Source organism: Streptomyces sp. NPDC045968 (assembly GCF_056430475.1).
In genome coordinates this window covers 228,425-252,380 of the sequence record NZ_JBWKLF010000005.1, presented here as the reverse complement: position 1 = coordinate 252,380, position 23,956 = coordinate 228,425, and the positions used below count along the sequence as shown (strand labels likewise).

Sequence of the window (23,956 nt, the reverse complement as noted above, 5' to 3'; positions counted from 1 at the left end):
CCGTGCGTGGCGACGACGCGGGCGGCGTTCGTTCCTGGAAGATGGCGCGCGGAGCCGCGCCAGGACGGAACGCGCAGGTGCACGCGAACCCAGGGGGACAGGAAATGGTCACACGCAGAGGAATGCTCGGCGGCGTCTCCGCGGCCGGCGCCGCGACGCTCCTGGGCAACTCCCCGGCCGCCGCGGCTGCCACCGCGCACGCGGCTTCAGCCGCCCCGGACACCGAGGTGGCGGCGCGGGACGCGATCCGCGCCGCCAACGCCGGTATGCGCAGCGCCTACGCGGCGCTCAAGTCCGAACTGATCGACCGGCTGAGTCCGGTCGTCGTCGTCCAGAACGACGCCAGGGGCGGCCGGTTCACGCTCGTCCATGACGGACGCCAGGAATCCGTCAACCCTGTGCCCGAGGTGTTCGAGCTGGCCAAGTCGGTCAGTCATGTGCCTCAGGGGATCTTCTCGGTCATCGCCGCGTATATGAGCGACGAGGCCCCGCATCTCCCCAACGCCGACCGCATCGACCCGCACGACCTGGACATGGTCGCGTTCCAGGGGCCTCGGGCGGACGGCTGGACCGGCCCGCTCCAGGAGTACGCCGTCACGCTCACGACCGCCCGCGGACGGCTGGGTGAAGCGAATCTGCCGCACGAGCTGGAGATCTCCTGCCGGAGGATTCTCGACGAAGCGCTCACCTTCATCAGTGACTGCGTGGGGCACGGAAGGTTCGACATGGCGTCGTTCCAGGATTTCTCTGGCAGGACGTACCCCTGTATCCGTACGAACATGACCTACGCGGCCGACGCGCAGATCTCCGGTATCGAAGGTCTGATGCGGCGGTGGCGGGCCCGGATCGGAAACGAGGCATGGCAGGACCTGTACACGGTCGTGCTGTCGATCTGGACGACGTCCGAGCTGAATCAGGCTTCGGTCATCATCAAGCGGTGCATGAATCCGGCGAAGGTCGCCACCCACCTCATCGACCTGCCGACCGTCGAAGTCCCCCGGGACCCGGTCTTCGTAGCCCTGGACAATCTGGCCCGGATCGTTCAGGACAACGTCGCGGCCGAGATGGTCTTCCCCACCGATCCGGTGGTCGCGGATGCCTTCAAGGGCAAGCAGGACCTGGTCTCCGGTGAGATCCTGCGCCGGCTCGGGGAGAGGGGCGGGGGGCCGACGGCCTCTGCCTCCGGCCCTGGGCCGGAGGCAGCGCGGCCCTGTCACAGAGCCGGCCGGCGGTCCGGGGTGTAGGCCCACGGCCGGAGCTGTTCCAAGGCCTTGCCGATACGGAAGACCGTCGGGTCGTCGTAGGTGTGGCCGACGATCTGGATGCCCGTCGGCAGACCCCAACTCGACCGGCCGCTGGGCACGTTGAGGACCGGGCAGCGGTTGCTGATGTTGAAGGGAATGGTCATCGGTGCCCACAGCGGTTCGCCGTGGTCCTCGTCGTTCACCACCAGCCGCCCCAGCAGGTCGTCCCCTGCGGGCAGGCCGGGTACGGCCGAGGTGGGGCAGATCAAGGCGTCGAAGGGGGCCATCGCCTCAGCCAGCTCCCGCTGCAGTCGCGTCTCCACCCGCAGTCCCTCCAGGTAGCTGATGCGCTCACGGGCCACGGCCATGGTGTCGGCGAAGGCCGCCGCGTAGGCCGACAACTGCTCGCGGTGTTCGGCCGCGACCTCGGAGACGAGGGCGCCGAAGATGGTGGAGAAGTGGGCCGCGAGGCAGGCGAGGAGATCCTCCTTGGTCCACGGGAGTTCGATCTCCTCGACCACCGCGCCCGCGTCCGTCAGCGCCTGGGCGAGCGCCCGGGTGTTGGCCTCGACCTCCGGGTGGACGTCGTACGCGCCGAGGCGGACACACAGGGCGATACGCATCCCCGCGACCGGCTCGTACGCGGTCGGCAGGACCAGCTTCGGGCGCAGCGACACGTGGTCGCGCGGGTCCGGGCCCGACAGTACGTTCGCGAAGGCGAGGCAGTCGTCCACGGTCCGGGCCATCGGCCCGTCTCCGCGGTAGTGGTCGGCGGACAGCGGCGCGACCCCCGGCACGCGTCCGTAGGGGGCCTTGAAGCCGACGGTGCCGGTGAAGGCTGCCGGAACGCGCGTGGAGCCGCCGATGTCGGAGGCCGAGGCGAGCAGAGTGGTGCCCGCGGCCAGCGAGGCCCCTGCTCCGCCGGATGAGCCGCCGGGGGTGAACCGGGGGTTCCACGGGTTGCGGGTCACGCCCCACAGCCGGCTGTGCGTGAAGGTCGCGATGGAGAACTCGGGCGTCGCGGTCCGGGCGTGGATGATGCCGCCCGCGTCCAGGATGCGGTCGATCACCGGGGCGTTCTCCGTCGCGATGTTCCCGGCGTTGACCAGCGACCCCTCGGTGAGCGAGCGACCGGCGATGGCGTGCTTCTCCTTGGCCGCGACCGGGATGCCCTCCAGCGGACGCGGCGCCAGTCCGCCCTTGCCCAGGAAGCGGTCCTCGGCGTGCCGGGCCCCTCGCAGCGCCTCGTCGAAGAGCCGTTCGGTGAACGCGTTGATCACCGGCTCGACCTTCTCGGTCCGGTCGATGACCGCGCGCATCAGCTCCACCGGCGACAGCTCGCGGGCCTCGAAGAGCCGTCGCGCCTCGGCCGCACTGAGATAGCCGAGGTCGTTGCCGGAGTCGTACGACGTCATGGGAGGTCCCTTCGGATGGTGGCCGATGCCATGTGCCCCACGCGGGTGCGGCGGTCGGTCCGTCGCCGCCTGTGGTGCCCCGTCAGGGTCCGGGGCCGATCGCCCACTCCCCCGCTATTGCATGAATCCGCCGGTTGGAGCGACCTGGTGCGTGAATACGCAGCTCCCGTTCATCCGGCGCGCACGTCCTGCGCCCGCACGTCCGCCCATACGTCCATCGGCACACACCCCTGGCTGCTGCCGTCGGGCCCGATGATGCGGCCCATGCGTTTGACCCAGCGCAGGGTGACCGCCCGGTTGAGAACGCGCAGGGCCGGGAAGTCCGCGGCGACGCGGGCTTCGTAGCGGGCGATGTCATTCGTCCCGTGGGCCCACACCACGGCGAGCAGATTGGCCTCGGTGGCCGTGGAAGCCGACAGTCGGGTGTCGCGCAGGGCGGCCAACTCCTGTGCGACTCTTCCGAGTTCGACGGGAGGGACGCTCATCCACAGGGTGAAGCTGGTGTGCCATCCGGTGTACGGCTGGGCCGCCTCGCAGCGCAGCACCGCCTTGCCGCTGCCGAGCGTGCCGGCGAGGAGCCGCCGCACGGTCGACTCCGGGCGGCCGAGCTCGGCGGCGAGCGAGACGAGGGAGCGGCGGCCGTCCGGGGCGAGCGCGAGCATCAGCCGACGCTCCTGCGGCGTGATCGGGCCGGGGTCGGGACCTGGCCCGGGACTGTGGTCGGGCAGGCCTCGCTGCTGGTCGCGTGAGAGCGAGTCGAACCGCCACTGGCTGCCCTCCCGGTGGAGGTGCTGCACGAGGTGGGTGCGGGTGCCGGTCACCTCGGGCAGCCGGCCGAGGGCGAGGACGTACTCGGTCATCATGTCCCGGCTGGACGCGGCGACGGTGAGGAGCAGGTCGGCGGTCCCGGCCACGAGTTCCACGCTGAGCGCCTGAGGATGCCGGGCGCACCGGTCGGCGAGGGCCGCCCGTGCCTGTGGCAGGCAGGTGACCTCGACCAGCGCGAAAGCTCCGTGCGCCACTTGGGAGGCACCGGTGTAGCAGGTGACCCAGGCAGTTCCGGAGTCCCGGAGCCTGGCCCAGCGTCGTGAGAGTGTCGCCGCGTCCACACCGAGAGGGCCTGCGAGCTGCGCCCACGGGGCCCTTGGTGCCGCCTGGAGGGCGGTGACGAGCTCCAGGTCGAGTTCGTCCATGGTCGCGGTCGTTGCGTATTCCTGCATTCGATCCACCTCCAGGAGCGGATTCTTGCAATTCCCGGACGCGGGTGGAAGGGGGCTGATCCTGTAGCCCATCTCACACCGGCCCCCATCCTTCCGGGAGTTTCGCCATGCACCGTCCCCGGTATCTCAGCGGCGCCATCGCGGTCGTCGCCGCCTCGCTCCTGACCTCCGCCTGCACCACCGGCTCCAGCCCCTCCGGACCGGGGGGAGGCGCGGACGGCGCCCCGGGCGCGGGAACCCTCAGGCTCGCCCTCACGTCGGACGTGACGACATTCGATCCGGTCAAGCAGCAGGCCGCGAGCGACTACGTCGTGGGGCGCCTGATGTACGAGACGCTGGTCGGCCAGGACGACGGCGGCACGATCGTCCCCCGGCTCGCCGCGTCGTGGGAGGAGTCCCCCACCGGCGCCACCTTCACCCTGAAGAAGGGCCTGACCTGCTCGGACGGCAAACCGCTCACCGCGTCGCAGGTGGCCGCCTCCCTCCAGCGCTACCAGACGGACTCGGCGGGCACCGCGATGACCTTCGGCCCGGGCAACACCGGGGCGAAGACGAAGATCACCAGCGACGACGAGGCCGGTACGGTCGGCGTCGAACTGGCCGTCCCCTGGGGTGAGCTCCTTCCCGGCCTGGCGAACACCACCACCGGCATCGTCTGTTCGCCGGGGACGGCGGCCGGGGACAGGCTCGGAACCGGACCGGTGGCGGGCGCGGGCACCGGCGCGTACGAGATGGTCGAGGCCGAGCGGGGCTCCGCGTACGAGCTGAGACTGCGCGAGGGGTTCGACGCCTGGCCGCAGTACGCGGCGATGCCCGCCGGGAAGGCCCCGGGCGCGCTGAAGGTGTCGGTCGTGAAGAACGAGTCGACGCTCGCCAATCAGCTCCAGACGGGCGCCGTCGACTACGGGGCGTTCACCGGCCCGGACGCGGCCCGTTTCACCAAGGGCGGCTTCACCCTCACGTCGGCTCCTCTCATCCGGAACTTCGTGGCCTTCAACCAGCGCGAGGGCCACCCGGGTGCCGACCCCGGGGTCCGCAAGGCAGTGGCACAGGCGCTCGACGCCGAGGCGTTCAACAAGGTCTTCGGTGGCGCGGGCCAGATCATGACGTCGTACGTGGACGCCAAGGCGCCCTGTGTCTCCATCGACGCCTCGCTCCTCACCAAGACCGACCCGGCCGCGGCGAAGAAGGGCCTCAAGGGTGTGAAGATCAAGCTGGTCGGCTCCAACGCGGTAGGCCAGGGCGCGGGCAACACATACGTCCAGGAGGCACTGCGCGCCGCCGGGGCCGACGTGACCCTCACCAACGCCGACAACGGCACCTGGGCCACCCAGGTCACCGGCAACCAGGGTGACTGGGACCTCACGGTCTTCCCGTTCATCTCCGGTCAACTCGTGCGAGGCGGCGTCTACTTCATCGGCGACGAACCGGCCGCGGGCCGCAACTTCGGCGCCGTGGACAACAAGGCGTTCCTCGCCGGATACGGTGCGGCGACCGCCACCGTCGACAAGAACGCCAAGTGCGCCGCCTGGCAGCAGGCACAGGACGCTCTGCTGAAGGCGAACGACGTGGTGCCGCTCGCCACCGTCAACGTCAACTACGTCTTCCGCGAAGGCGTCTCGGCCGCCGTCCCGGCAGGCGCCTTCGACCCGGCCACCCTGCGGATCACCGACTGATGGCGGCGCCGGCACAGCTTCCAGGCCGAGAGGCCCACGAGTCACGGAAGGACGCGGGCCCGCTCCGCCCCGCGCCCCGCCGGGGGATGAGCCCCGGGCCCTGGGGCGTCTTCCTCTCGCGGCGGCTCGGCGGCCTCGTCGCCGTCGCCGCCACCCTGGTCGTCCTCACCTTCCTGATCGTCCAGCTCATCCCCGGCGACCCGGCCCGCGTACTCGCGGGAGCCGACGCCTCACCCGGGGACATCGAGCGGCTGCGCGTCCAACTGGGTCTTGATCAGCCCCTGTTCACACGGTTCGTGGACTATGCGGGCGGCCTCCTCCACGGCGATCTCGGCCTGTCGTTCCAGACGCGCGAACCGGTCGCCGACATCATCGCCACCCGGCTGCCGTTCACCGCCGAACTCGCACTCCTCGCCGTGCTGGTGGTGCTGCTCGTCGCCGTACCGCTGGGGCTGCTGATCGCCGTGCGCGGAAGCCGCCGTACGGACAGCGCGTTCACGTTCACCACCTCGCTGGTGGGCGCGACCCCCGAGTACGTCATCGCCACCCTGCTGGTGCTCGTCTTCGCGATCACTCTGGGTGTGTTCCCGGCCGCGGGCGCCGAGACGCTGATGTCCCTGGTCCTGCCCGTGGCGGCGATCGCCCTGCCCGGCAGCTCCGTGATGGCGCGCATCGTGCGCCGGGAGGCGGCCTCCGTACTCGCGCAGGACTACATGCGTACGGCGCGCGGCCGTCGGCTGCCGCCGCTCACGCTGTACACGCGTCACGCCCTGCCCAACCTGCTCACCGCGACGCTGACCCTGGGCGGGCTCATCCTCGCCTCGCTCCTCGGCGGCACGGTGATCGTCGAGTCGGTCTTCGCCTGGCCGGGCATGGGCCAGCGGGTCGTGGAGGCGATCCTGGCCCGTGACTACCCCGTCATCCAGGGCTGTGTACTCGTCCTCGGGCTGCTCGCCGCTCTCCTCAACCTCGTGGTCGACGTGGTGCTCGGTCTGCTCGACCCGCGCACTCTGGCCGGAAAGGGCGGTCATTGATGCGTACGGCATCCCCGCGCCCCACATCTGCACGCTCCCTGCGGCTCCCCCACCGGAACCCGGCTCTGTGGGCCGGGGTGACGGGCCTGGCCCTGATCGGCCTCCTGGGCGTGATCGGTCCTCTGTTCTGGGACGACTCGGCGACCGCGCTCTCCGGCGCGGCCCGTCAGGGGGTCAGCGCCGAGCACTGGCTCGGGACCGACGCCCTCGGCCGTGACGTCTTCGCCCGTACCCTCGTCGCCACCCGGCTCACCCTGCTGATGACTCTGGCCGCCACCGCGATCGCGAGCGTCTCGGGCATCCTCCTCGGGACGGTGGTGTGGGTGTCGGGGCCGCGCGTGCGCGAATTCGGGCTTCGGCTGATCGACGTGATGGTGTCCTACCCGGCGCTGATCCTGGCGCTGGTCGTCGCGGCCGTGCTCGGCGCGGGCCCGACGGCGGCCGTCGTCTCCATCGGCCTCGGCGGCTGCCCCGCCTTCGCACGGCTCACCGCCAACATGGCCGCCTCGGTCGCCCAGCGGGACTTCGTGTCGATGGCCCGGCTGATGGGCGTACCGCCCCACCGGGTCCTCGCACGGCACCTGCTGCCGAACATCTCCGGTCCTCTGCTCGTCCTGCTCTCCGTGGCGTTCGCCCAGGTGCTGACCGCCCTGTCCGGGCTGTCCTTCCTCGGGCTGGGAGTGCAGTCACCGGAGTACGACTGGGGTGCGCTGCTGAGCACCGGCCTGGAGGCGCTGTACACCAACCCCGCCGAGGCGATCGGCCCCGCCGTCGCCATCACCGCGACCGGCATCCTCGCCTCCTTCGTGGGCGACGGCCTCGCGGCCGGTGCCGACCCTCGTAGCGGTCCGGTGCCCAGGCAGACCGCACGGCGCACCGAACGCCCCGAGCCGTCCGGGCTCGCACCCGCGAACGCCCTGCTCACCGTGGACGGCCTGACGGTCGAACTCCCCGACGGCACCCGGCTCGTGGACGGGATCTCCTTCCACGTCGTGCCCGGCGAGATCGTCGGCCTGGTCGGTGAGTCCGGCTCCGGCAAGTCGCTCACCGCGATGACCGTGGCCCGGCTGCTGCCGGACGGGCTCACCTCGTACGCCGCCCGGCTCACGCTGGACGACCTGGACCTGGACGCCCGGCGTGTCGACGACGGACGCCTGGCCACCGAGATCGGCATCGTCTACCAGGACCCGTCGGCGTCCTTCAACCCTGCCCTGCGCATGGGCGGCCAGCTCACCGAGGTGCTCCGCACCCACCAGGGAGTGAGCAGGGCCCAGGCGCGCGCCAAGGCGGTGGAGGCACTGGAGAAGGTACGTATCCGGGACGCGGAGGCAGTCGTGCGGCAGTACCCGCACGAGCTGTCCGGCGGCATGCGGCAGCGCGCGATGATCGCATCGGCCGTCCTGCCGGGTCCGAAGCTGATCGTGGCCGACGAGCCGACGACGGCACTCGATGTGACCGTCCAGGCCGAAGTCCTCGACCTGCTGCGCGAGGTCAACGCCCGACGCGGCACCGGCATGTTGTTCATCTCCCACGACATCGGTGTCGTGGGCACCCTGTGCCACCGGATCGTCGTGATGTACGCCGGGCGGGTGGTGGAGGAGCTGACGGCGGCCGACCTGCGTGGCGGCCGCGCGCGCCACCCGTACACCGCGGCCCTGCTCGCGGCAGCCCCTCGCCTCGACATCGACGATGTGGACGAGGCGGGCCGTCCCGGGCCTCTCACCACCATTCCGGGACGCCCGCCGGCCCCGGCCGACCGTCCGGCGGGCTGCGCCTTCGCCGCCCGCTGCCCCCTCGCCCATCAGCGGTGCACGGACGAACTCCCCTCGCTGCGCGACGGCGTGGCCTGCCACGCCGTCGCGGCCGGCACCCTCGCCGCGACCCCTGTGCGGGGCGACGCGTGACCGCCGCCCCCCGAAGCCCCGGAGGTGTAACCCCGATGACCTTCAAGCTCGCGGTGGAGGAGCTGACCGTGGTGTTCGGACACGGCACGCGCGCCAGGACCGTCCTCGACGGAGTGTCGGTGGGAGTGCGCGGCGGACAGACACTCGGTCTGGTCGGTGAGTCGGGGTCGGGGAAGTCCACCCTCGCCAAGACGATCGTCGGCATCCACCGGGCCCGGTCGGGCCGGGTCACGCTCGACGGCCGGGACGTCTCCGGTCTGAGAGGCAGGGAGATGACCGCCGTACGCCGCCGGGTCCAGCTCGTCTCGCAGGACCCCTACGCCTCCCTCAACCCCCGGATGACCGTCGCCCAGGCGATCGCGGAGGCCGTCGACCCGGTGCGCGCCGACGCGAGGAAGCACGCGGACACGGTGACACGCTGGCTGGAGACCGTTGCTCTGGACGCCTCGGCCGCCGACCGTTACCCGCACGAGTTCTCGGGCGGGCAGCGCCAGCGCATCGCCGTCGCCCGCGCCCTCGCCGTGGAACCGGAAGTCGTCATCGCGGACGAGATCACCTCCGCGCTCGACTGCTCGGTCCAGGCCGACGTCCTCAATCTGCTGGCAGAGCTGAGGCAGACGCTCGACCTCACCATGGTGTTCATCTCGCACGACCTCGCCGTCGTACGGCACGTCAGCGACGAGGTGGCCGTGCTCCGGCACGGCGAGCTCGTCGAGTACGGGCCGTGCCGGGAGGTCTACCGCGCCCCGACCCACCCGTACACGCGCCGGCTGCTCGCGAGCGTGCCGAGCCCTGCCGCCGCCGTCGCTGCCGCCGACCAGGAGAGTGCCGTATGACCGCAGCAGGCCTCACCCACGACCTCACCGCCGATCTCAGGACGGCCGGCCTGGAGGACTTCTACCGCGACCTGCACCGCCACCCCGAGCTGTCCATGCGCGAACACCGCACGGCGGCGAAGCTCGCCGCACGGCTGCGCGCCGCCGGGTACGAGACCACCGAAGCGGTCGGCGTGACGGGAGTCGTCGCCGTCCTGCGCAACGGCGAAGGCCCCACCGTCATGCTGCGCGGCGACATGGACGCCCTGCCGGTACGGGAGGCGACCGGCCTTGCGTACGCCTCCGAGCACGACGGGGTCATGCACGCCTGCGGACACGACCTGCACGTCACATGGCTCGCAGGCGCCGCCGAGACGCTGGCCGAAGGGCGCGACACCTGGTCGGGGACGCTCGTGATCGTGGGGCAGCCCGGCGAGGAGACCGGCGAAGGCGCGCTGGGGATGGTGGCGGACGGACTGCACACACGCTTCCCCCGTCCCGACGTGGTGTTCGGACAGCACGTGGCTCCCGGTCCCAGGGGGCTCTACGCGCACACGCCCGGTCTGACGATGTCCGCCTCCGCGGACGTCGACATCGTCATCCACGGCACCGGCGGCCACGGTTCGCGTCCGGAGTCCACCGTCGACCCGATCGTGACGGCCGCGTACGTCATCGCCCGCCTCCAGACCGTCGTCGCGCGGGAGATCGCGGCCAGGGAATCGGCGGTACTGACGGTCGGCCGGTTCCACGCGGGCAGCAAGAACAACATCATCCCCGCCGAGGCCCGCCTCGGTCTCACCCTGCGCTCCCAGTCGCCCCGGGTGCAGAGGCAGTTGGTTGCGGGTATCCGGCGCATCGTGACGGGCGAGTGCGCCGCGGCGGGCTGCCTGAAGCCGCCGGAGATCACCGTCAGCGGCGAGTTCCCGGTGACCGTCAACGACGCGGCCCTCGACCGGGAGGTGGCGGCCGTGCACACCGAACTGTTCGGGGCCGGCACCGTCTTGGACTTCGGGCCGGTCATGGGCAGCGAGGACTTCTCCCGGCTCGCGCCCCACGGAGTGCCGTACGACTTCTGGCACGTACCCGCTACCCCGGACGGTGACTGGGCCGCGGCGCCCGGCTCGGACCTGGAGGAGAAGTTCGCCAACGTACCCGGCAATCACAGTCCCCTGTTCGCCCCCGACCCGGCCGTGATCACTCCAGGCGTCCAGGCGATGGTGGCCGCCGCGCTCAGCCGTCTCGACGGCCGACACCATCGGGCGCCCGCCGCGGGGCGTCCTTGAGGCGGCCGGTCACCACCGGGCTGCCGTCCGGGGACGAGCCTCCCGGTGCCTCCAGGGTGAACACCCGCCGCAGGAAGGGCCCTCGGGCCGCGGGCCCGGTGCGAGACCGGGCAGAACACGGGGACGGCGCCGGCGCGCATCAGCGCGCAGACGGTGATGACGAACTCGGGAACGTTCGGCAGCTGGACGACGACCCGTTGCCCGGGCCGGAGGCCGCGCAGCCCGAATCCGTCGGCCATGCGGCCCACGCGCCGGTTCAGGGCCGCGTACGTGATAGATATCTTACGAATGCCCTAATTATCCCGCGACACGTATCCGTGCCGCCTGCACGACGGGAACAGGAATGACCGGTGGACCCGAGCCCATCAGCGCCGCCGCCCGCGAGGCGTTCGAGCGAGAGCTGGCCGATCTGCACGTCGAGCGCCGAACCGTGGCCGTCACCTTGCAGGGCGGCGAGGAGGTGGGCGACAGGGGGGACGAGGCCGACGAATTGCAGCGCGCCACGCAGCTCGACAAGCTGGACAAGCGCATCGCCGAGATCGAAGGACGGCTCGGCGAGGCGGCCGTCGCGGGACCTCCCAGCACGGACACGGTCGGGGTGGGCAGCACGGTGACCGTACGGTTCGCGGACGGCACGGAGTCCACCGTCCAGATCGGCGAGGTCGCCGATTGGAAGGACCGGACCATGGTCACCGCCGACAGCCCGCTCGGCCGTGCGCTTCTCGGCCGCCGGGCCGGCGACACCGTCTCCTACGACACACCCGAGGGACGTGACACCGCGGTCGTGTTGTCGCTCGGCGACAGGTCGTAGGCACGCTGCCGCCGCGTCGGCCCTCAGCCCGTGACGATCCCGGTCACGAGGTTGATGGTGGTGGCCAGGATGCTGGCTCCGAAGACGTACGAGAGCAGACAGTGCCGGAGGGCCACCGCGCGGATGACGGAGGTCGAGACGTTGGTGTCGGAGACCTGGTAGGTCATTCCGAGGTTGTAACTGAAGTAGAGGAAGTCGCTGTACCGGGGCGGGTCGTCGGTGTTGAAGTCGATCCCGCCTCCGTGCGGCAGGTAGTAGATGTACGCGTATCGGGCGGCGTACATCAGATGGAGTGCCGCCCAGGCCATGAACACGCCACAGAGCGCCGTCGCGGCCGCCGCGTGACTCAGGTCGGAGTTGCCGACCAGGAGCAGGACCACGATGCCGACCAGTCCGCACAGGGCGGACCCGACGACGGCGAGTTCCTCGATGAGGGGCCGGAACTCCTCGCGCCGTGCGTTGTGATGGGTAGCGGCGGCGTTCATGGGCCAGAGGACGATCCAGCCCACCACGACGAAAACCGTCTCCGCCGTGGCGATACCGGCGAGAATGCCCAGCGGTGTGTTCGTCAGTACGCCGACGACCGCACCGACAGCCGCACCGAGGACTGCCGCACCGAGGAGTCGGGGAACGGCGGACAGCAGCGGCCAGTGGCTCATGGGGACCTCATGGTTTCGGGCGCCCCGCAAGGAACGCGTGCGACTTCCGCAGAGCAATACGGCACAAGGCAAACAAACACGACAGCCTCAGGGTATCCGTGCGCGTACCTGGAGGCAGCCCGGGCACCTCCCCGAACTGCCGTGCCTGCCAAGTGGCACGCGTCGACCGGTGGACGTAGCGTGCCCAAAAGTGCCGCTTCGGCATCGCGCGCCCGCATGGTGGAAGGGTCGAGAGTCTTGAGCACCAACAGTGACGACCAAGAACGCCTTGAGCCCGAGGTGGGACCCGTTCCCCAGGGTCCTGCGGAGTTTCGCCCGTACCACCATCCCGCCGCGGGCTGGGGCGCGGCCAAGAGCGTGAGCCGTTTCCTCGTACGCGAGGGCGCACTGGTGGACGGCCCACGGGCGATCATGCGGATGAATCATGAGAACACGGGGTTCGACTGCCCCGGATGCGCCTGGCCCGACGACACCAAGGGGCTGCATCTGGACATCTGCGAGAACGGCATCAAGCACGTCACCTGGGAGATGACCCGTAAGCGGGTCGGACGCGAGTTCTTCGCCACCCACTCGGTGACCGAGCTGGCCGGGTGGAGCGACTACGACCTGGAGAACCAGGGCCGGCTGACCGAACCGATGGTCTACGACCCCGATTCGGACCACTACGTCCCGATCACCTGGAAGGACGCCTTCGAGGTGGTCGGCAGCGCTCTGCGCGGGCTGGACGACCCGAATCAGGCGGCTTTCTACACCTCCGGACGTCTCGGCAACGAGGCCACGTTCCTCTATCAGCTGATGGCCCGCGAACTCGGCACGAACAACCTGCCGGACTGCTCCAACATGTGTCACGAGGCCAGTGGCCGGGCCATGCAGGCGGCTCTGGGCACCGGCAAGGGAACCGTCGACCTCAAGGACTGGGAGAGCGCCGACGCGCTGTTCATCCTGGGGGTCAACGCCGCCTCGAACGCGCCCCGGATGCTCACCGCCCTCGCCGAGGCGTACCACCGCGGTGCCCAGATCGTGCACATCAACCCGCTGGTCGAGGCCGCCGCCACCCGCACCATCGTCCCCCACGACTTCGTGGACATGGCTCTCTTCAAGACGACCCGGACCAGCACGCTGAACCTCCAGCCCCGCATCGGCGGCGACATGGCTCTGCTGCGCGGCATGGCCAAGGCCATCCTCAAGGAGTCCGCGACCGATCCCAAGGCGCTGGACCAGGAGTTCATCGACCGCCACACCACCGGCTTCGAGGAGTACCGCGCCCTGTGCGAGGCGACGCCGTGGGAGGAGATCGAGAAGCAGTCCGGGCTGAGCCGGGCCGACATCCTGAAAGCGGCACGCGTGTACGGCGAGGCCGACCGCAGCATCATCAGCTGGTGTCTGGGGATCACCCAGCACGAACACGGCGTCGACACCGTCCGGGAGATCGTGAATCTGCTGCTGCTGCGCGGCAATCTGGGACGTGAGGGAGCGGGCCCCTCCCCCGTGCGCGGGCACAGCAACGTCCAGGGCAACCGCACCTGCGGCATCGACCACCACCCGACCGACGAGTTCCTGGACCGCCTCGCCGAGGCCTGCGGCATCGATCCGCCCCGTGAACAAGGCCTGGACACCGTCCGCGCCATCCCCGCGATGGAGCGCGGTGACGTGAAGGTCTTCGTCGGCATGGGTGGCAACTTCGCCCTCGCGGCGCCCGACACCGCGTACACCTACGCGGCCCTGCGCTCCTGCGACCTCACCGTCCAGGTGAGCACCAAGCTGAACCGCAGCCATGTCGTCCACGGGAGCCGGGCCCTCATCCTGCCGTGCCTCGGCCGTACCGAGAAGGACCATCAGCGCAAGGGCATCCAGAGCACGTCCGTCGAGGACTCGATGAGCATGGTCCACATGTCGATCGGCATGAAACGCCCCGCCTCACCGCATCTGCTGTCCGAGCCGGCCATCGTCGCGGGCATGGCCCGCGCGGCCCTGCCCGACAGTGCCACGCCCTGGGAGTGGTACATCGAGGACTACGACCGCATCCGGGACACCATGGCCAAGGCTCTCGACGGTTTCGAGGACTTCAACCGGCGCGTGCGCCTGCCCCTCGGCTTCCGCATCAAGCAGCCCGCCCGTGAACTGGTCTTCCACACCCCGTCGGGACGCGCCGAGTTCTCCGCCGTCGCCCTGCCCGACGTCGTCCCGGCGCCCGGCACTCTGGCACTGGGCACCATGCGGTCGCACGATCAGTGGAACACCACGATCTACTCCGACAACGACCGTTACCGCGGCATCAAGAACCTGCGCACGCTGGTCTTCATGAACCGGGCCGACATGCGCGAACGCGGCATCGCCGAGCTCGGCCCGGTCGACATCACGAGCACCGCGAGGGACGGGAGCCAGCGGTCACTCAACGGCTACCTCGCCATCCCCTACGACATCCCCCGTGGCTGCGCGGCGGGCTACATGCCCGAGATGAACGTACTGTGCGCGCTCGTCGACTACAGCACCCAGAGCGACCAGCCGATCATGAAGCACGTCAAGGTCACCATCGAACCCGCCGCCTGAGCGCGGGCGGAGCGCCGGCACGCGGTGGTCCGCTACGGGGTTCCGCACGCGCCGACCCACTCCTCCTCGCCGTCCGAGAAGAACTGGTGCTTCCAGACCGGCACCTCGTGCTTCAGCTCCTCCACCAGGCGGCCGCAGGCGGCGAAGGCCTCCGCGCGGTGCGGGCAGGAGACGGCCACGATCACCGCGATATCGCCGACGGCCAGCCGGCCCGTCCGGTGCACCGCGGCGAGAGCGCGGACCGGAAAGTCGGCAGCGGTCCTCTCGGCCACCCGGCGCAGCTCGTGCCCTGCGCCGGGGTGGGCGCTGTAGGTCAGGGAGGTCACCGGCCTGCCTCCGTCGTGGTCGCGCACCGTGCCGATGAAGACGGCGGTGCCGCCCGCGGCGGCGTCGCCCACCGCCGCGTACACCTCGTCGAGGGAGAGCGGGGTGTCGCGCAGACCGAGCAGGCGGATCGGGTGGCCGGAGGTGCCGGGAGCGTTCGTCATGATGAGGGTCCTGGAGAGGGAGAGGGTGGGCTGGTACGGGGTCCTGTCCTACGAGGGCGCTCAGCCACCCGCGAACGGGGGCAGCACCTCGACCGTGCCCCCTTCGGCCAGCGGGACCGCGGCGGGGTCCCGGCGGCCCACCGGGTCGCCGTCCACCAGGAACGAGCAGGAGCCCAGGACCCGCGCGAAGCGCGGCCGGCCGGCGTGGCGGGTCCTGGCCTGCTCCAGGGCGGCCGCGAGCGTCGCCGCGTGATAGCTCTCCTCCGCCGTGCCGGCGGCGGCCTTCGCCGCCGCCCAGTAGCGGATGGTGCCGGCCGGTGTCGTCGGTGTCTGCATGGCTGTGCCTCCTGTTGTGCGTACGTGTCGCTCATGGGCGTTGCGCGGGGCGCGGCCGGAGTGCGCGGTCACTGTCCGGGTACGGGCAGGATCTCGACGGCTGCCCCGGCGGCCACGCCGCCCGGCGGAACCACCGCGAGGCCGTCGGCGAACGCGAGCCCGCGCAGCATCGCCGGCCCGTCGAAGGGGAGCGGCACCACCTCGTGCCCCGCGCGGCGCACCGGCAGCAGCCGGGTGTCTCGCGGGTGGCCGGGCAGTGCCGCGGCTGCGGGCATGCGGAGCGGCTCCGCGTCCGGGTGACCGCCGAGGCGCCGCAGCAGCGGTTCGGCCAGGGTGACCGTGCCGGCCACGGCGGCCAGCGGATTGCCGGGCAGGCCGACCAGTCCGCGGGTTCGCCCGTCGGCGGCCGGCGGCAGTTCGGCGAGCACCATCGGGTGCCCCGGCCGTACGGCGACGGAGTCGACCAGCAGCCGGGCGCCCAGCGCACCGAGTGCGTCGTGGAGGAAGTCCACCGGTCCGGCGGCGGTACTGCCAGTGGTGACCACGACATCGGCCGCGGAGTCGCGCAGGGCGTCCCGCAGCAGTGCGGAGTCGTCCGGCGCGAGGCGTCGGCCGGCCACCTCCGCACCGCGGCTTCGCAGCCACGGCGGCAGGAGCGGGCCGAGCGCGTCGCGGACCCGGCCGCCCACGGGCGGGCCGGACTCCAGCAACTCGTCGCCGAGTACGAGGAGTTCGACGACCGGTCTGCGGTGCACGGTCAGCCGGTCGTACCCGGCTGCCGCCGCCAGGCCGAGCACCGCCGGCGTCACGGTCGTGCCGGTGGGAAGCAGAGGCTCGCCCGCACGGCACTCCTGGCCCTGCGGCCGGATGTCCCGGCGCGGCGCCAGTGGGCCGGGTCCGGCGGAGCGGTCGTGCAGGAGGCCGGGTCCGGCCGAGCCGGCGGGTCGGGTCGCGTCGCCGGTCCCGGTCTCCCCGTGTTCCCTTCGCAGCACCGCGCTCGCTCCCGTCGGCAGCCGGGCGCCGGTGGCCACGGGTACGGCGGTCCCGTGGCTCAGCGGCTCGGGGTGCCCGCCGGCCAGTACGCCGCCGCCACGCAGCCGCCACGGGCCGGGGCCGGACACGGCCCAGCCGTCCATCGCCGAGGTGTCGAACGACGGCAGGTCGGTGAGCGCCGTCAACGGTTCGGCGAGCGCGTGTCCCAGAGCCTCGGCAAGGCCGCGGGTGACGGCCGGCAGCGGTTGTCCTGCGGCGTCCCGGGCGGCGGCGCGGGCATGTTCCCACGTCGTGGCAGGGCCCGCCGTCCCCCGTTGCGCCTTGGCCAGCAGCGGTGCTGTGGGTGCGGGGCCCACGCGGTGCCCGGTCCCGTCGTGCGCTCCGTCGGCACCGCCGCCCTGTGGTTCACCCACCCGAAGTGGACGCATTTCTGTCGCCTTCTCCTCGTTGTCCGACATCTTTCGTCATCCGCCGATGGCACATCGTCAGCCGCCGATCGCGGACATGGGGCGCTGCGGTCGCCGGAATTCCGCGCTGTTGATGGTGTGGCCGGGCCCCTTGCCCCCGACCGAGGCCCGCCAGGCCGCCTCCAGCGCGGCGTCGTCGGCGCCGCAGCGGAGCAGGGCGCGCAGGTCGGACTCCTCGGCGGCGAAGAGGCAGTTGCGCAGCTGCCCGTCCGCGGTGAGCCGTACCCGGTCGCAACTTCCGCAGAACGGGCGGGTGACGCTGGCGATGACGCCCACCACCGCGTCCGTACCGGAGATCCGCCATTCCTCGGCGGGCGCGTTGCCTTCACGCCCCACCGGCGCCAGATCGAACCGTTCCCCGAGGCGTTCCAGGATCTCCTCGGCCGCGACCATGCGGTCGCGGTCCCAGGCGCCTTGCGCGTCCAGGGGCATCGATTCGATGAACCGCATCCGGTAGCCGTGCTCGACGGCGAATGCGGCCAGATCGGCGATCTCGTCGTCGTTGACCCCGCGTACCGGAACCGCGTTGATCTTGACCGGCGAGAGCCCCGCGGCACGGGCGGCGCGCAGACCGTCCAGCACATCGGTGAGCCGGTCCCGCCGGGTGATCGCGGCGAACCGCTCGGCGCGCAGGGTGTCCAGGCTGACGTTGACCCGGTTCAGCCCGGCCTCGCGGAGTGCCTCGGCGCTGCACGCCAAACCGATGCCGTTGGTGGTGAGCGACAGTTCCGGGGCCGTGTCCAGCGCGGCGAGGCGGGCGACCAGACCGGGCAGGCCGCGGCGCAGCAGCGGTTCACCCCCGGTCAGCCTCACCTCGGTGATCCCCAGGCGCTCAGTGGCGACGCCGACCAGACGCACGATCTCGTCGTCGGTGAGGACTTCGGCCCGTGGCAGCCAGTCCAGACCTTCGGCGGGCATGCAGTACGTGCACCGCAGGTTGCACCGGTCGGTGAGAGAGACCCTCAGGTCCGTGTGGACGCGACCGAAGCGGTCCACCAGGGGTACGGGGTCTTCGCTGAGGCCGGACTGCGGTCGGGACACGGGACTGCCTTCTTCCTCTGCCCGAAGGCAGCCAAGCCGGGCATTCGTCTACGGCTATTCATCGCCTACACACAGGCATTCATCGCCTCGCAGAATTTATCGCTCACCGATCACCTTCGGCGCATTCCCGGGAGAAGTCAAAGAGGGGTTATCGATGAGGTGATCGGCGACGGTTATGAGACCGTACCGTGCCCATGACCAGCGCATACCTCCCTCCGCACGCGCCGGCCCGAAGTAATAGGCCGCACCTATCACCTCATCGGAGACCCCTCTTTGACTTTCCACCGGAGCCCGGCCGAAGCTGAGACGGCAGCGGGGCCGGATATTCGCAGACGGCATACGTGAATACGCGCGTATTCGGTAACAGTCCTGCCTGGTACACAGGGAAAAGGGGAACACCGGATCATGAGCAGCATCGAGGACCCGAGCGACGACCTGAGGGTCACGCCGCCCAAGACCTGGGCGACGGGTCTGCCCGCGGTGACGCACGCGCTGGAGTACTCCCTGAGCCAGACGTCCCCGCGGCGCACCGCACTGACGCTGCTGAACATCAACCAGGCCAAGGGCATCGACTGTCCGGGCTGCGCCTGGCCCGAACCAGCGCCGGGCAAGCGGCACATGAACGAGTACTGCGAGAACGGCGCCAAACACATCAACGACGAGGCCACCTCACGCCGCGTCACCCGGGACTTCTTCCGCGAGCACTCGATCGCTGAGCTGGACGGCATGTCCGACTACTGGCTCAATCAGCAGGGTCGGCTGACCGAACCCATGGTCAAGCGGCCCGGCGCCACCCACTACGAGCCGATCGGCTGGGACGAGGCGCTCGGCCTGCTGGCCCAGGAACTCCAGCGGCTGGACTCCCCCGACGAGGCCCTCTTCTACGTCTCCGGCCGGCTGAACAACGAGGCCGCCTTCCTCCTCCAGCTCTTCGCCCGCGCGTACGGCACCAACAATCTGCCGGACTGCTCCAACATGTGCCACGAGTCCAGTGGCTTCGCGATGCAGGAGACGCTGGGCACCGGCAAGGGCAGCGTGTCGCTCGACGACATCCACAACGCCGACCTCGTCTTCGTCGTGGGCCAGAACCCCGGCACCAACCACCCCCGGATGCTCTCGGCACTGGAGGAGACCAAGCGCAACGGCGGGCAGGTCGTGGCGGTCAACACGCTGCCCGAAGCAGGTCTGATGCGCTTCAAGAACCCGCAGAAGGCCCGCGGCGTCATCGGCCGCGGCACGCCGATCGCCGACCAGTTCCTGCACATCCGCGCCGGCGGTGACCTCGCCCTCTTCCAGGCCCTGAACAAGCTCCTCCTGGAAGCCGAGGACGCGGCGCCGGGCACCGTGCTCGACCACGACTTCATCCGCGGCCACACCACCGGCTTCACCGAATTCGCCGAGCACGCGCGGAAGGTCTCCTGGGAGGACGTCCTCACGGCGACCGCGCTGTCCCGCGAGGAGATCGAGCAGGTGGGCGAGCGGGTCCTGCGGAGCAGGAAGATCATCGTGTGCTGGGCGATGGGGCTCACCCAGCACAAGCACGGGGTGCCCACCATCCGTGAGGTCATCAACTTCCTGCTGTCCCGGGGCAACATCGGCAGGCCCGGCGCGGGCGTATGCCCGGTGCGCGGCCACAGCAACGTCCAGGGCGACCGCACCATGGGCGTATGGGAGCAGATGTCGCAGGAGTTCCTCGACGCCCTGGAGCGCGAGTTCGGCTTCGCGCCGCCGGCCCGTCACGGCCTGGACGCGGTGAACGGCATCCGGGCCATGTACGAGGGCCGGGCCAGGTTCTTCCTCGGCGTCGCCGGGAACTTCGTACGGGCCACTCCCGACAGCGAGGTCACCGAGGAGGCGATGCGGAAGTGCCGGCTCACCGCGCACATCTCCACCAAGCTCAACCGCTCCCACACCGTCTGCGGCGACACGGCCCTCATCCTGCCCACCCTCGGCCGCAGCGACCGGGACTTCCAGGCCACCGGCGAGCAGTTCATCACCGTCGAGGACTCCATGAGCGAAGTCCACGCCTCCCGGGGGAAGTTGCCGCCCGCCTCTCCCGATCTGCTCAGCGAGGTCGCGATCATCAGCCGGCTGGCGCGCCGGACGCTCGGGGACGAGCCGTCCATTCCCTGGGAACGGTTCGAGGGTGACTACGGCACCATCCGCGACCGGATCTCCCGTGTCGTGCCGGGTTTCGAGGACTTCAACGCCCGGGTGGCCGAGCCCGGCGGTTTCACCCTGCCCAACCCGGTGAACAAGAGGGTCTTCCCGACCCCGAGCGGCAAGGCCGTCTTCACCCGCAACGCGTTCACGATGCCGCACGTCCCCGAGGGACATCTGCTGTTGCAGACCCTGCGCTCGCACGACCAGTGGAACACCATCTGGTACGCGCCGAACGACCGCTACCGGGGCATCCACGACGCTCGCCGGGTCGTACTCGTCAACCCCGCCGACCTGGACACCCTCGGTATCGCCGACGGCGACATGGTGGACCTGGTGAGCGTCTGGCACGACGCGAAGGAACGCCGCGCGGAGAACTTCCGGGTCGTCGCCTATCCCGCCAGCCGCGGCTCCGCGGCGGCCTACTACCCCGAGACCAACGTCCTGGTGCCGCTGGACAGTGTCGCCGACATCAGCAACTGCCCCACCTCCAAGGGCGTTGTGATCCGTCTGGAACCCTTCCGCGGCTCCGCCTGAGCCAACCGGTCGCTCGGCCCGCGCAGTCGGGGAGAGCCACCTCCCTTCAGGAACCGGCACACAGCACCGTGATCAGAAAGGTGGTTCCTGCATGCCCGCACCTCGTGCCGCGTGCGGCTGGTTCCCCGCGGCGGCCGCCGTGTTCGCCGCCGGTTGGGGCGCGAACCAGTTCACCCCGCTCGCCGTGGTGTACCGGACGCAGGAGCACTGGTCCCCTGTCCCGGTCGCCGCCATGTTCACCGTCTACCTGCTGGGCCTGCTTCCCGGCCTGCTGCTCGGCGGCCCGGCCGCGAACCGGTTCGGGAGGCGGCGGGTCGTGCGGCCCGCGCTGGCGTTGTCGGCCGTCGCCAGCGTCCTGCTGGCGGCAGCGGCTGTGGACGGGGCAGCCGTGTACGTCAGCCGTCTGGCCACCGGGATCGCGGCGGGCGTGATCCTCACCGCGGGCAGCACCTGGCTCCAGGAACTGTCTGCCGGGGCGGCGCGGCCCGGTGCGGGCACCCGCAGGGCGACCTGCGCCACCGGAGGCGGCTTCGCGGCCGGGGCGCTGACCGCCGGGGTCCTGGCCGAATGGCTCCCCCACCCCATGGTGGTGCCGTGTCTCGCGCACGCGTCGCTGGCCCTGCTGGTGCTCGGCGCGACCCGCCACGTACCGGAGACCGCACCGCCGTCCCCGGTGGCCCGGGTTCGGCCGCTCGCCGCGCCCCCGCGTCGCGGGGCGGTCAGGCACCCCCGCTTCATACGGGTGGTGCTGCCCGCGGGCCCGGCGGTCTTCACCGCTTCCACGGTGGCGTACGTCGTGCTGCCCCCGTTGGTGGCCGACCGGGTTCCCGGGTACGCGCCCCTGTTCAGCGGCCTGGTGACGGCGCTGACGCTCGGGGTGGGGATCGCCGTCCAGCCCCTGGCCGCCTGGCTGGACCACACGCACAGCGCGCGGGCGACGCTGGCCGCGATGGCCGCCGTGATCGGCGGCCTCCTGGTCGGCGCGTGCGCGGTGCACTGGAACTCCGCGGCTCTCGTACTGGCCGCCGCCGTCCTGCTGGGGGCCGGGTACGGCCTGACCCTGGCCTCGGGGCTGAGGGAGATCGAGCGCCTGGCGCCACCGAAGGACCGCCCCTCGGCCGCGTCGCTCTACCACGGCGTCACGTACAGCGGCTTCTTCACACCGCTCCTGCTCGCCGTCACCGCCGGGGCCGCTTCCTACCCGGCCCTGCTCGGCGGCCTGGCGGCCGTGGGTCTGCTGTGCCTGGGAATCACCGCGCGGTACAGCCGCCGGGACCTGCCGTGACGGCGTGGGAGCGCCGCGCGGTTCGCCGCAGGTCATACCGTCGGCCGTCGGCGCCCACGGCTGCCGGCCCCGGTGCGCCCCGGGGCCGGACCGCCCCACCGATGAACCGGCTCAACCACACCACACCGTCGGAGCAGGACTCCGAGGAGAGGAGCGAACCATGGGACGCATGACCGTGCGGCGGCGCGTACTGCGCATCCGGGAGGGGAAGTCCTCGCACCGACCCGACACCCTGGCCGCCGAGGAGCCGATGGAGATCCGCGTCGGCGGGCGCCCGCTGACGGTGACGATGCGCACCCCGGGCGACGACTTCGACCTCGCGGCCGGGTTTCTCGTGAGCGAGGGCGTGGTGCACGCGACGGACAACGTGAGCGCAATCCGCTACTGCGCGGGCGCCACGGCCGACGGGGGCAACACGTACAACGTGGTGGACGTCGCCCTGGCCCGGGGTGTGGCCGCCCCCGACGCCTCCCTCGAGCGGAACTTCTACACCACATCCTCGTGCGGACTCTGCGGCAAAGCCAGCCTGGACGCGGTACGCACTACGGCGGCGTGGTCGGTGGCCGAGGACGAACTGCGTATCGGGCCCGACGTGCTGACGGTCCTTCCCGACCGGCTGCGCGAAGCCCAGCGGGTGTTCGACACCACCGGTGGGCTGCATGCCGCCGGACTCTTCACGGCCGGCGGTGAACTGCTGTGTCTGCGGGAGGACGTCGGCCGGCACAACGCCGTGGACAAGGTCGTCGGCCATGCCCTGAGGTCGGGGCTGCTGCCGCTGCGCGGAACGGTGCTGATGGTGAGCGGCCGGGCCTCCTTCGAGCTGGTGCAGAAGGCGGTGATGGCCGGAATCCCCATGCTGGCGGCCGTGTCCGCCCCCTCCTCGCTCGCCGTGGACCTCGCCGAGGAGAGCGGGCTGACTCTGGTCGGATTCCTGCGCGGCACGTCGATGAACGTCTACACCGGCGCCGAGCGCCTGGAGCCACTGCCCGTGGCCTGATATGTCCCGGGCGCGTGTGGCGCCGACTGGCGTTCCCACAGGTGGTCCGGTAGACCCATGGGGTGCTGTTCCGTCAACTCGAGTATCTGGTGGCCCTCTCGCGGGAGCACCATTTCGCCCGCGCCGCCCAGGCCTGCTACGTCTCCCAGCCCGCCCTTTCCGAAGCGATCCGGAAGCTTGAGGAGGAGCTGGACGTACCGCTGGTCCTGCGCGGCCGCACGTACGAGGGTCTCACCCCCGAGGGCGAACGCATCGTGGTGTGGGCGCAGCGCATCCTCGCCGACCGTGATGCCCTCAAGAGCGAGGTCGGCGCCCTGCGCAGCGGTCTGAGCGGCAGGATGCGGATCGGCGCGGTGCCGACCGCCTCCGGCGCCGTCGCACAGCTGACCGGCCCGTTCTGTGCGGCGCATCCTCTGGTCACCGTGGAGGTCATAGCCAACCTCCAGTCGGAGGACATCCTCCGGCAGGTGCAGAACTTCGAGATCGACGCCGGCATCACCTATCTGCACAAGGGACTTTCGGAGCATCTGCGGGCGGTACCGCTCTACGAGGAGCGGTACGTACTGCTGACGGACGCCGCCGACAGCCTCGTGCACCGGGCGACGGCGACCTGGGCGGAGGCCTCACGTCTACCGCTCTGTCTGCTGACCGAGGCCATGCAGGGGCGCCGGGTGCTGGACGAGCTGTTCGCCGAGGCCGGGGTGCGGCCGTCGCCCAGGGTCGAGACCGATTCCGTGGCAGCGCTCTTCGCCCATGTCAGGGCGGGCCGGTGGGCCAGCATCGTGCCGCACACCTGGCTGCATGTGTTCGGCGTCCCGCACGGCATGCGGGCCGTGCCGATGGCCGGGCCCGCCCGGACGGTGCCGGTCGGGCTGGTGGTCGCCGCCCGGGAGCCGGGACCGGTCATCGCGCGTGCTCTCACGGAGATCGCCCGAAACACGGATGTCGCCGCGGCCCTGGAGCGCCTCCCCGGCAACCACGGGCCGTCGTAGGCGACGGGCCGCACCGGAAGGCGGTGACGGCCCGTCGCCCACGGCGGTC

The 23,956-nt window shown here is 71.1% G+C and carries 19 protein-coding genes and 1 pseudogene; 12 read left to right on the top strand and 8 right to left on the bottom strand.

The window, feature by feature from the left end; translation table 11 throughout:
• Window positions 1-104: 104 nt before the first annotated feature.
• Entirely contained in the window at window positions 105-1,244 is a 1,140-nt protein-coding gene (locus tag AC07FA_RS16880) for a hypothetical protein (RefSeq protein WP_479076245.1), read from the top strand.
• On the opposite strand, the gene AC07FA_RS16875 is transcribed toward AC07FA_RS16880, so the two are convergent.
• Window positions 1,214-2,659, bottom strand: coding sequence for an amidase (locus AC07FA_RS16875; protein WP_479076243.1), 1,446 nt, complete (start codon window positions 2,657-2,659; stop codon window positions 1,214-1,216). The genes AC07FA_RS16880 and AC07FA_RS16875 overlap by 31 nt on opposite strands.
• Window positions 2,660-2,829: 170 nt before the next feature.
• Window positions 2,830-3,879 carry an AsnC family transcriptional regulator gene (locus AC07FA_RS16870; protein ID WP_479076242.1) on the bottom strand — a complete coding sequence of 350 codons (1,050 nt, stop codon included), beginning with the start codon at window positions 3,877-3,879 and terminating at the stop codon, window positions 2,830-2,832.
• A gap of 107 nt (window positions 3,880-3,986) precedes the next feature.
• On the opposite strand from AC07FA_RS16870, the gene AC07FA_RS16865 reads away from it, so the two are divergent.
• From AC07FA_RS16865 to AC07FA_RS16845, 5 genes are all read left to right on the top strand, one after another.
• Window positions 3,987-5,555, top strand: a complete 1,569-nt coding sequence (locus AC07FA_RS16865; RefSeq protein WP_479076240.1) for an ABC transporter substrate-binding protein — start codon at window positions 3,987-3,989, stop codon at window positions 5,553-5,555.
• 86 nt (window positions 5,556-5,641) lie between these two features.
• Complete coding sequence (locus AC07FA_RS16860) at window positions 5,642-6,589, top strand: ABC transporter permease (RefSeq protein WP_479076239.1); 948 nt, start codon at window positions 5,642-5,644, stop codon at window positions 6,587-6,589.
• Entirely contained in the window at window positions 6,589-8,493 is a 1,905-nt protein-coding gene (locus AC07FA_RS16855) for a dipeptide/oligopeptide/nickel ABC transporter permease/ATP-binding protein (RefSeq protein ID WP_479076237.1), read from the top strand. Before AC07FA_RS16860 ends, AC07FA_RS16855 begins: the two co-directional genes overlap by 1 nt.
• A 35-nt stretch (window positions 8,494-8,528) precedes the next feature.
• On the top strand, window positions 8,529-9,329 hold the full coding sequence (locus AC07FA_RS16850) for an ATP-binding cassette domain-containing protein (RefSeq protein ID WP_479076236.1): 801 nt from the start codon (window positions 8,529-8,531) through the stop codon (window positions 9,327-9,329).
• Window positions 9,326-10,591 carry an amidohydrolase gene (locus tag AC07FA_RS16845; RefSeq protein ID WP_479076234.1) on the top strand — a complete coding sequence of 422 codons (1,266 nt, stop codon included), beginning with the start codon at window positions 9,326-9,328 and terminating at the stop codon, window positions 10,589-10,591. Before AC07FA_RS16850 ends, AC07FA_RS16845 begins: the two co-directional genes overlap by 4 nt.
• Before the next feature lie 161 nt (window positions 10,592-10,752).
• Here the strand turns inward: AC07FA_RS16845 and AC07FA_RS16840 are convergent.
• A pseudogene (locus AC07FA_RS16840) lies at window positions 10,753-10,830 on the bottom strand (hypothetical protein); the annotation flags it as partial.
• 104 nt (window positions 10,831-10,934) lie between these two features.
• Here AC07FA_RS16840 and AC07FA_RS16835 point away from each other — a divergent pair.
• Window positions 10,935-11,402, top strand: a complete 468-nt coding sequence (locus tag AC07FA_RS16835) for a GreA/GreB family elongation factor (RefSeq protein ID WP_479076233.1) — start codon at window positions 10,935-10,937, stop codon at window positions 11,400-11,402.
• 23 nt (window positions 11,403-11,425) lie between these two features.
• On the opposite strand, the gene AC07FA_RS16830 is transcribed toward AC07FA_RS16835, so the two are convergent.
• On the bottom strand, window positions 11,426-12,061 hold the full coding sequence (locus AC07FA_RS16830; protein WP_479076232.1) for a DUF1345 domain-containing protein: 636 nt from the start codon (window positions 12,059-12,061) through the stop codon (window positions 11,426-11,428).
• A 216-nt stretch (window positions 12,062-12,277) separates the two neighbouring features.
• Here AC07FA_RS16830 and AC07FA_RS16825 point away from each other — a divergent pair, with 216 nt between their 5' ends.
• On the top strand, window positions 12,278-14,611 hold the full coding sequence (locus AC07FA_RS16825; protein WP_479076592.1) for an FdhF/YdeP family oxidoreductase: 2,334 nt from the start codon (window positions 12,278-12,280) through the stop codon (window positions 14,609-14,611).
• Between the two features lie 32 nt (window positions 14,612-14,643).
• Here AC07FA_RS16825 and AC07FA_RS16820 read toward each other — a convergent pair whose 3' ends face one another.
• The 4 genes from AC07FA_RS16820 to moaA all read right to left on the bottom strand — a co-directional run bounded on the left by AC07FA_RS16820 (window position 14,644) and on the right by moaA (window position 17,936).
• Window positions 14,644-15,099, bottom strand: coding sequence for a molybdenum cofactor biosynthesis protein MoaE (locus AC07FA_RS16820; protein ID WP_479076230.1), 456 nt, complete (start codon window positions 15,097-15,099; stop codon window positions 14,644-14,646).
• Window positions 15,100-15,159: 60 nt separating this feature from the next.
• Entirely contained in the window at window positions 15,160-15,435 is a 276-nt protein-coding gene (locus AC07FA_RS16815) for a MoaD/ThiS family protein (RefSeq protein WP_479076228.1), read from the bottom strand.
• A 68-nt stretch (window positions 15,436-15,503) separates the two neighbouring features.
• Window positions 15,504-16,856 carry a molybdopterin molybdotransferase MoeA gene (locus AC07FA_RS16810; protein ID WP_479076227.1) on the bottom strand — a complete coding sequence of 451 codons (1,353 nt, stop codon included), beginning with the start codon at window positions 16,854-16,856 and terminating at the stop codon, window positions 15,504-15,506.
• Window positions 16,857-16,913: 57 nt separating this feature from the next.
• Complete coding sequence (gene moaA, locus AC07FA_RS16805) at window positions 16,914-17,936, bottom strand: GTP 3',8-cyclase MoaA (protein WP_479076225.1); 1,023 nt, start codon at window positions 17,934-17,936, stop codon at window positions 16,914-16,916.
• 405 nt (window positions 17,937-18,341) lie between these two features.
• Between moaA and AC07FA_RS16800 the strand changes: the two genes are divergently transcribed.
• The 4 genes from AC07FA_RS16800 (at window position 18,342) to AC07FA_RS16785 (ending at window position 23,907) form a co-directional block, all read left to right on the top strand.
• Entirely contained in the window at window positions 18,342-20,633 is a 2,292-nt protein-coding gene (locus AC07FA_RS16800; protein WP_479076224.1) for an FdhF/YdeP family oxidoreductase, read from the top strand.
• A gap of 91 nt (window positions 20,634-20,724) precedes the next feature.
• The gene (locus AC07FA_RS16795; RefSeq protein WP_479076222.1) at window positions 20,725-21,918 is read left to right on the top strand and encodes an MFS transporter; all 1,194 of its coding nucleotides are present in this window, start codon (window positions 20,725-20,727) and stop codon (window positions 21,916-21,918) included.
• Between the two features lie 160 nt (window positions 21,919-22,078).
• Entirely contained in the window at window positions 22,079-22,915 is an 837-nt protein-coding gene (gene fdhD, locus AC07FA_RS16790; RefSeq protein WP_479076221.1) for a formate dehydrogenase accessory sulfurtransferase FdhD, read from the top strand.
• A 62-nt stretch (window positions 22,916-22,977) separates the two neighbouring features.
• The gene (locus AC07FA_RS16785) at window positions 22,978-23,907 is read left to right on the top strand and encodes a LysR family transcriptional regulator (protein WP_479076219.1); all 930 of its coding nucleotides are present in this window, start codon (window positions 22,978-22,980) and stop codon (window positions 23,905-23,907) included.
• Window positions 23,908-23,956 lie beyond the last annotated feature (49 nt).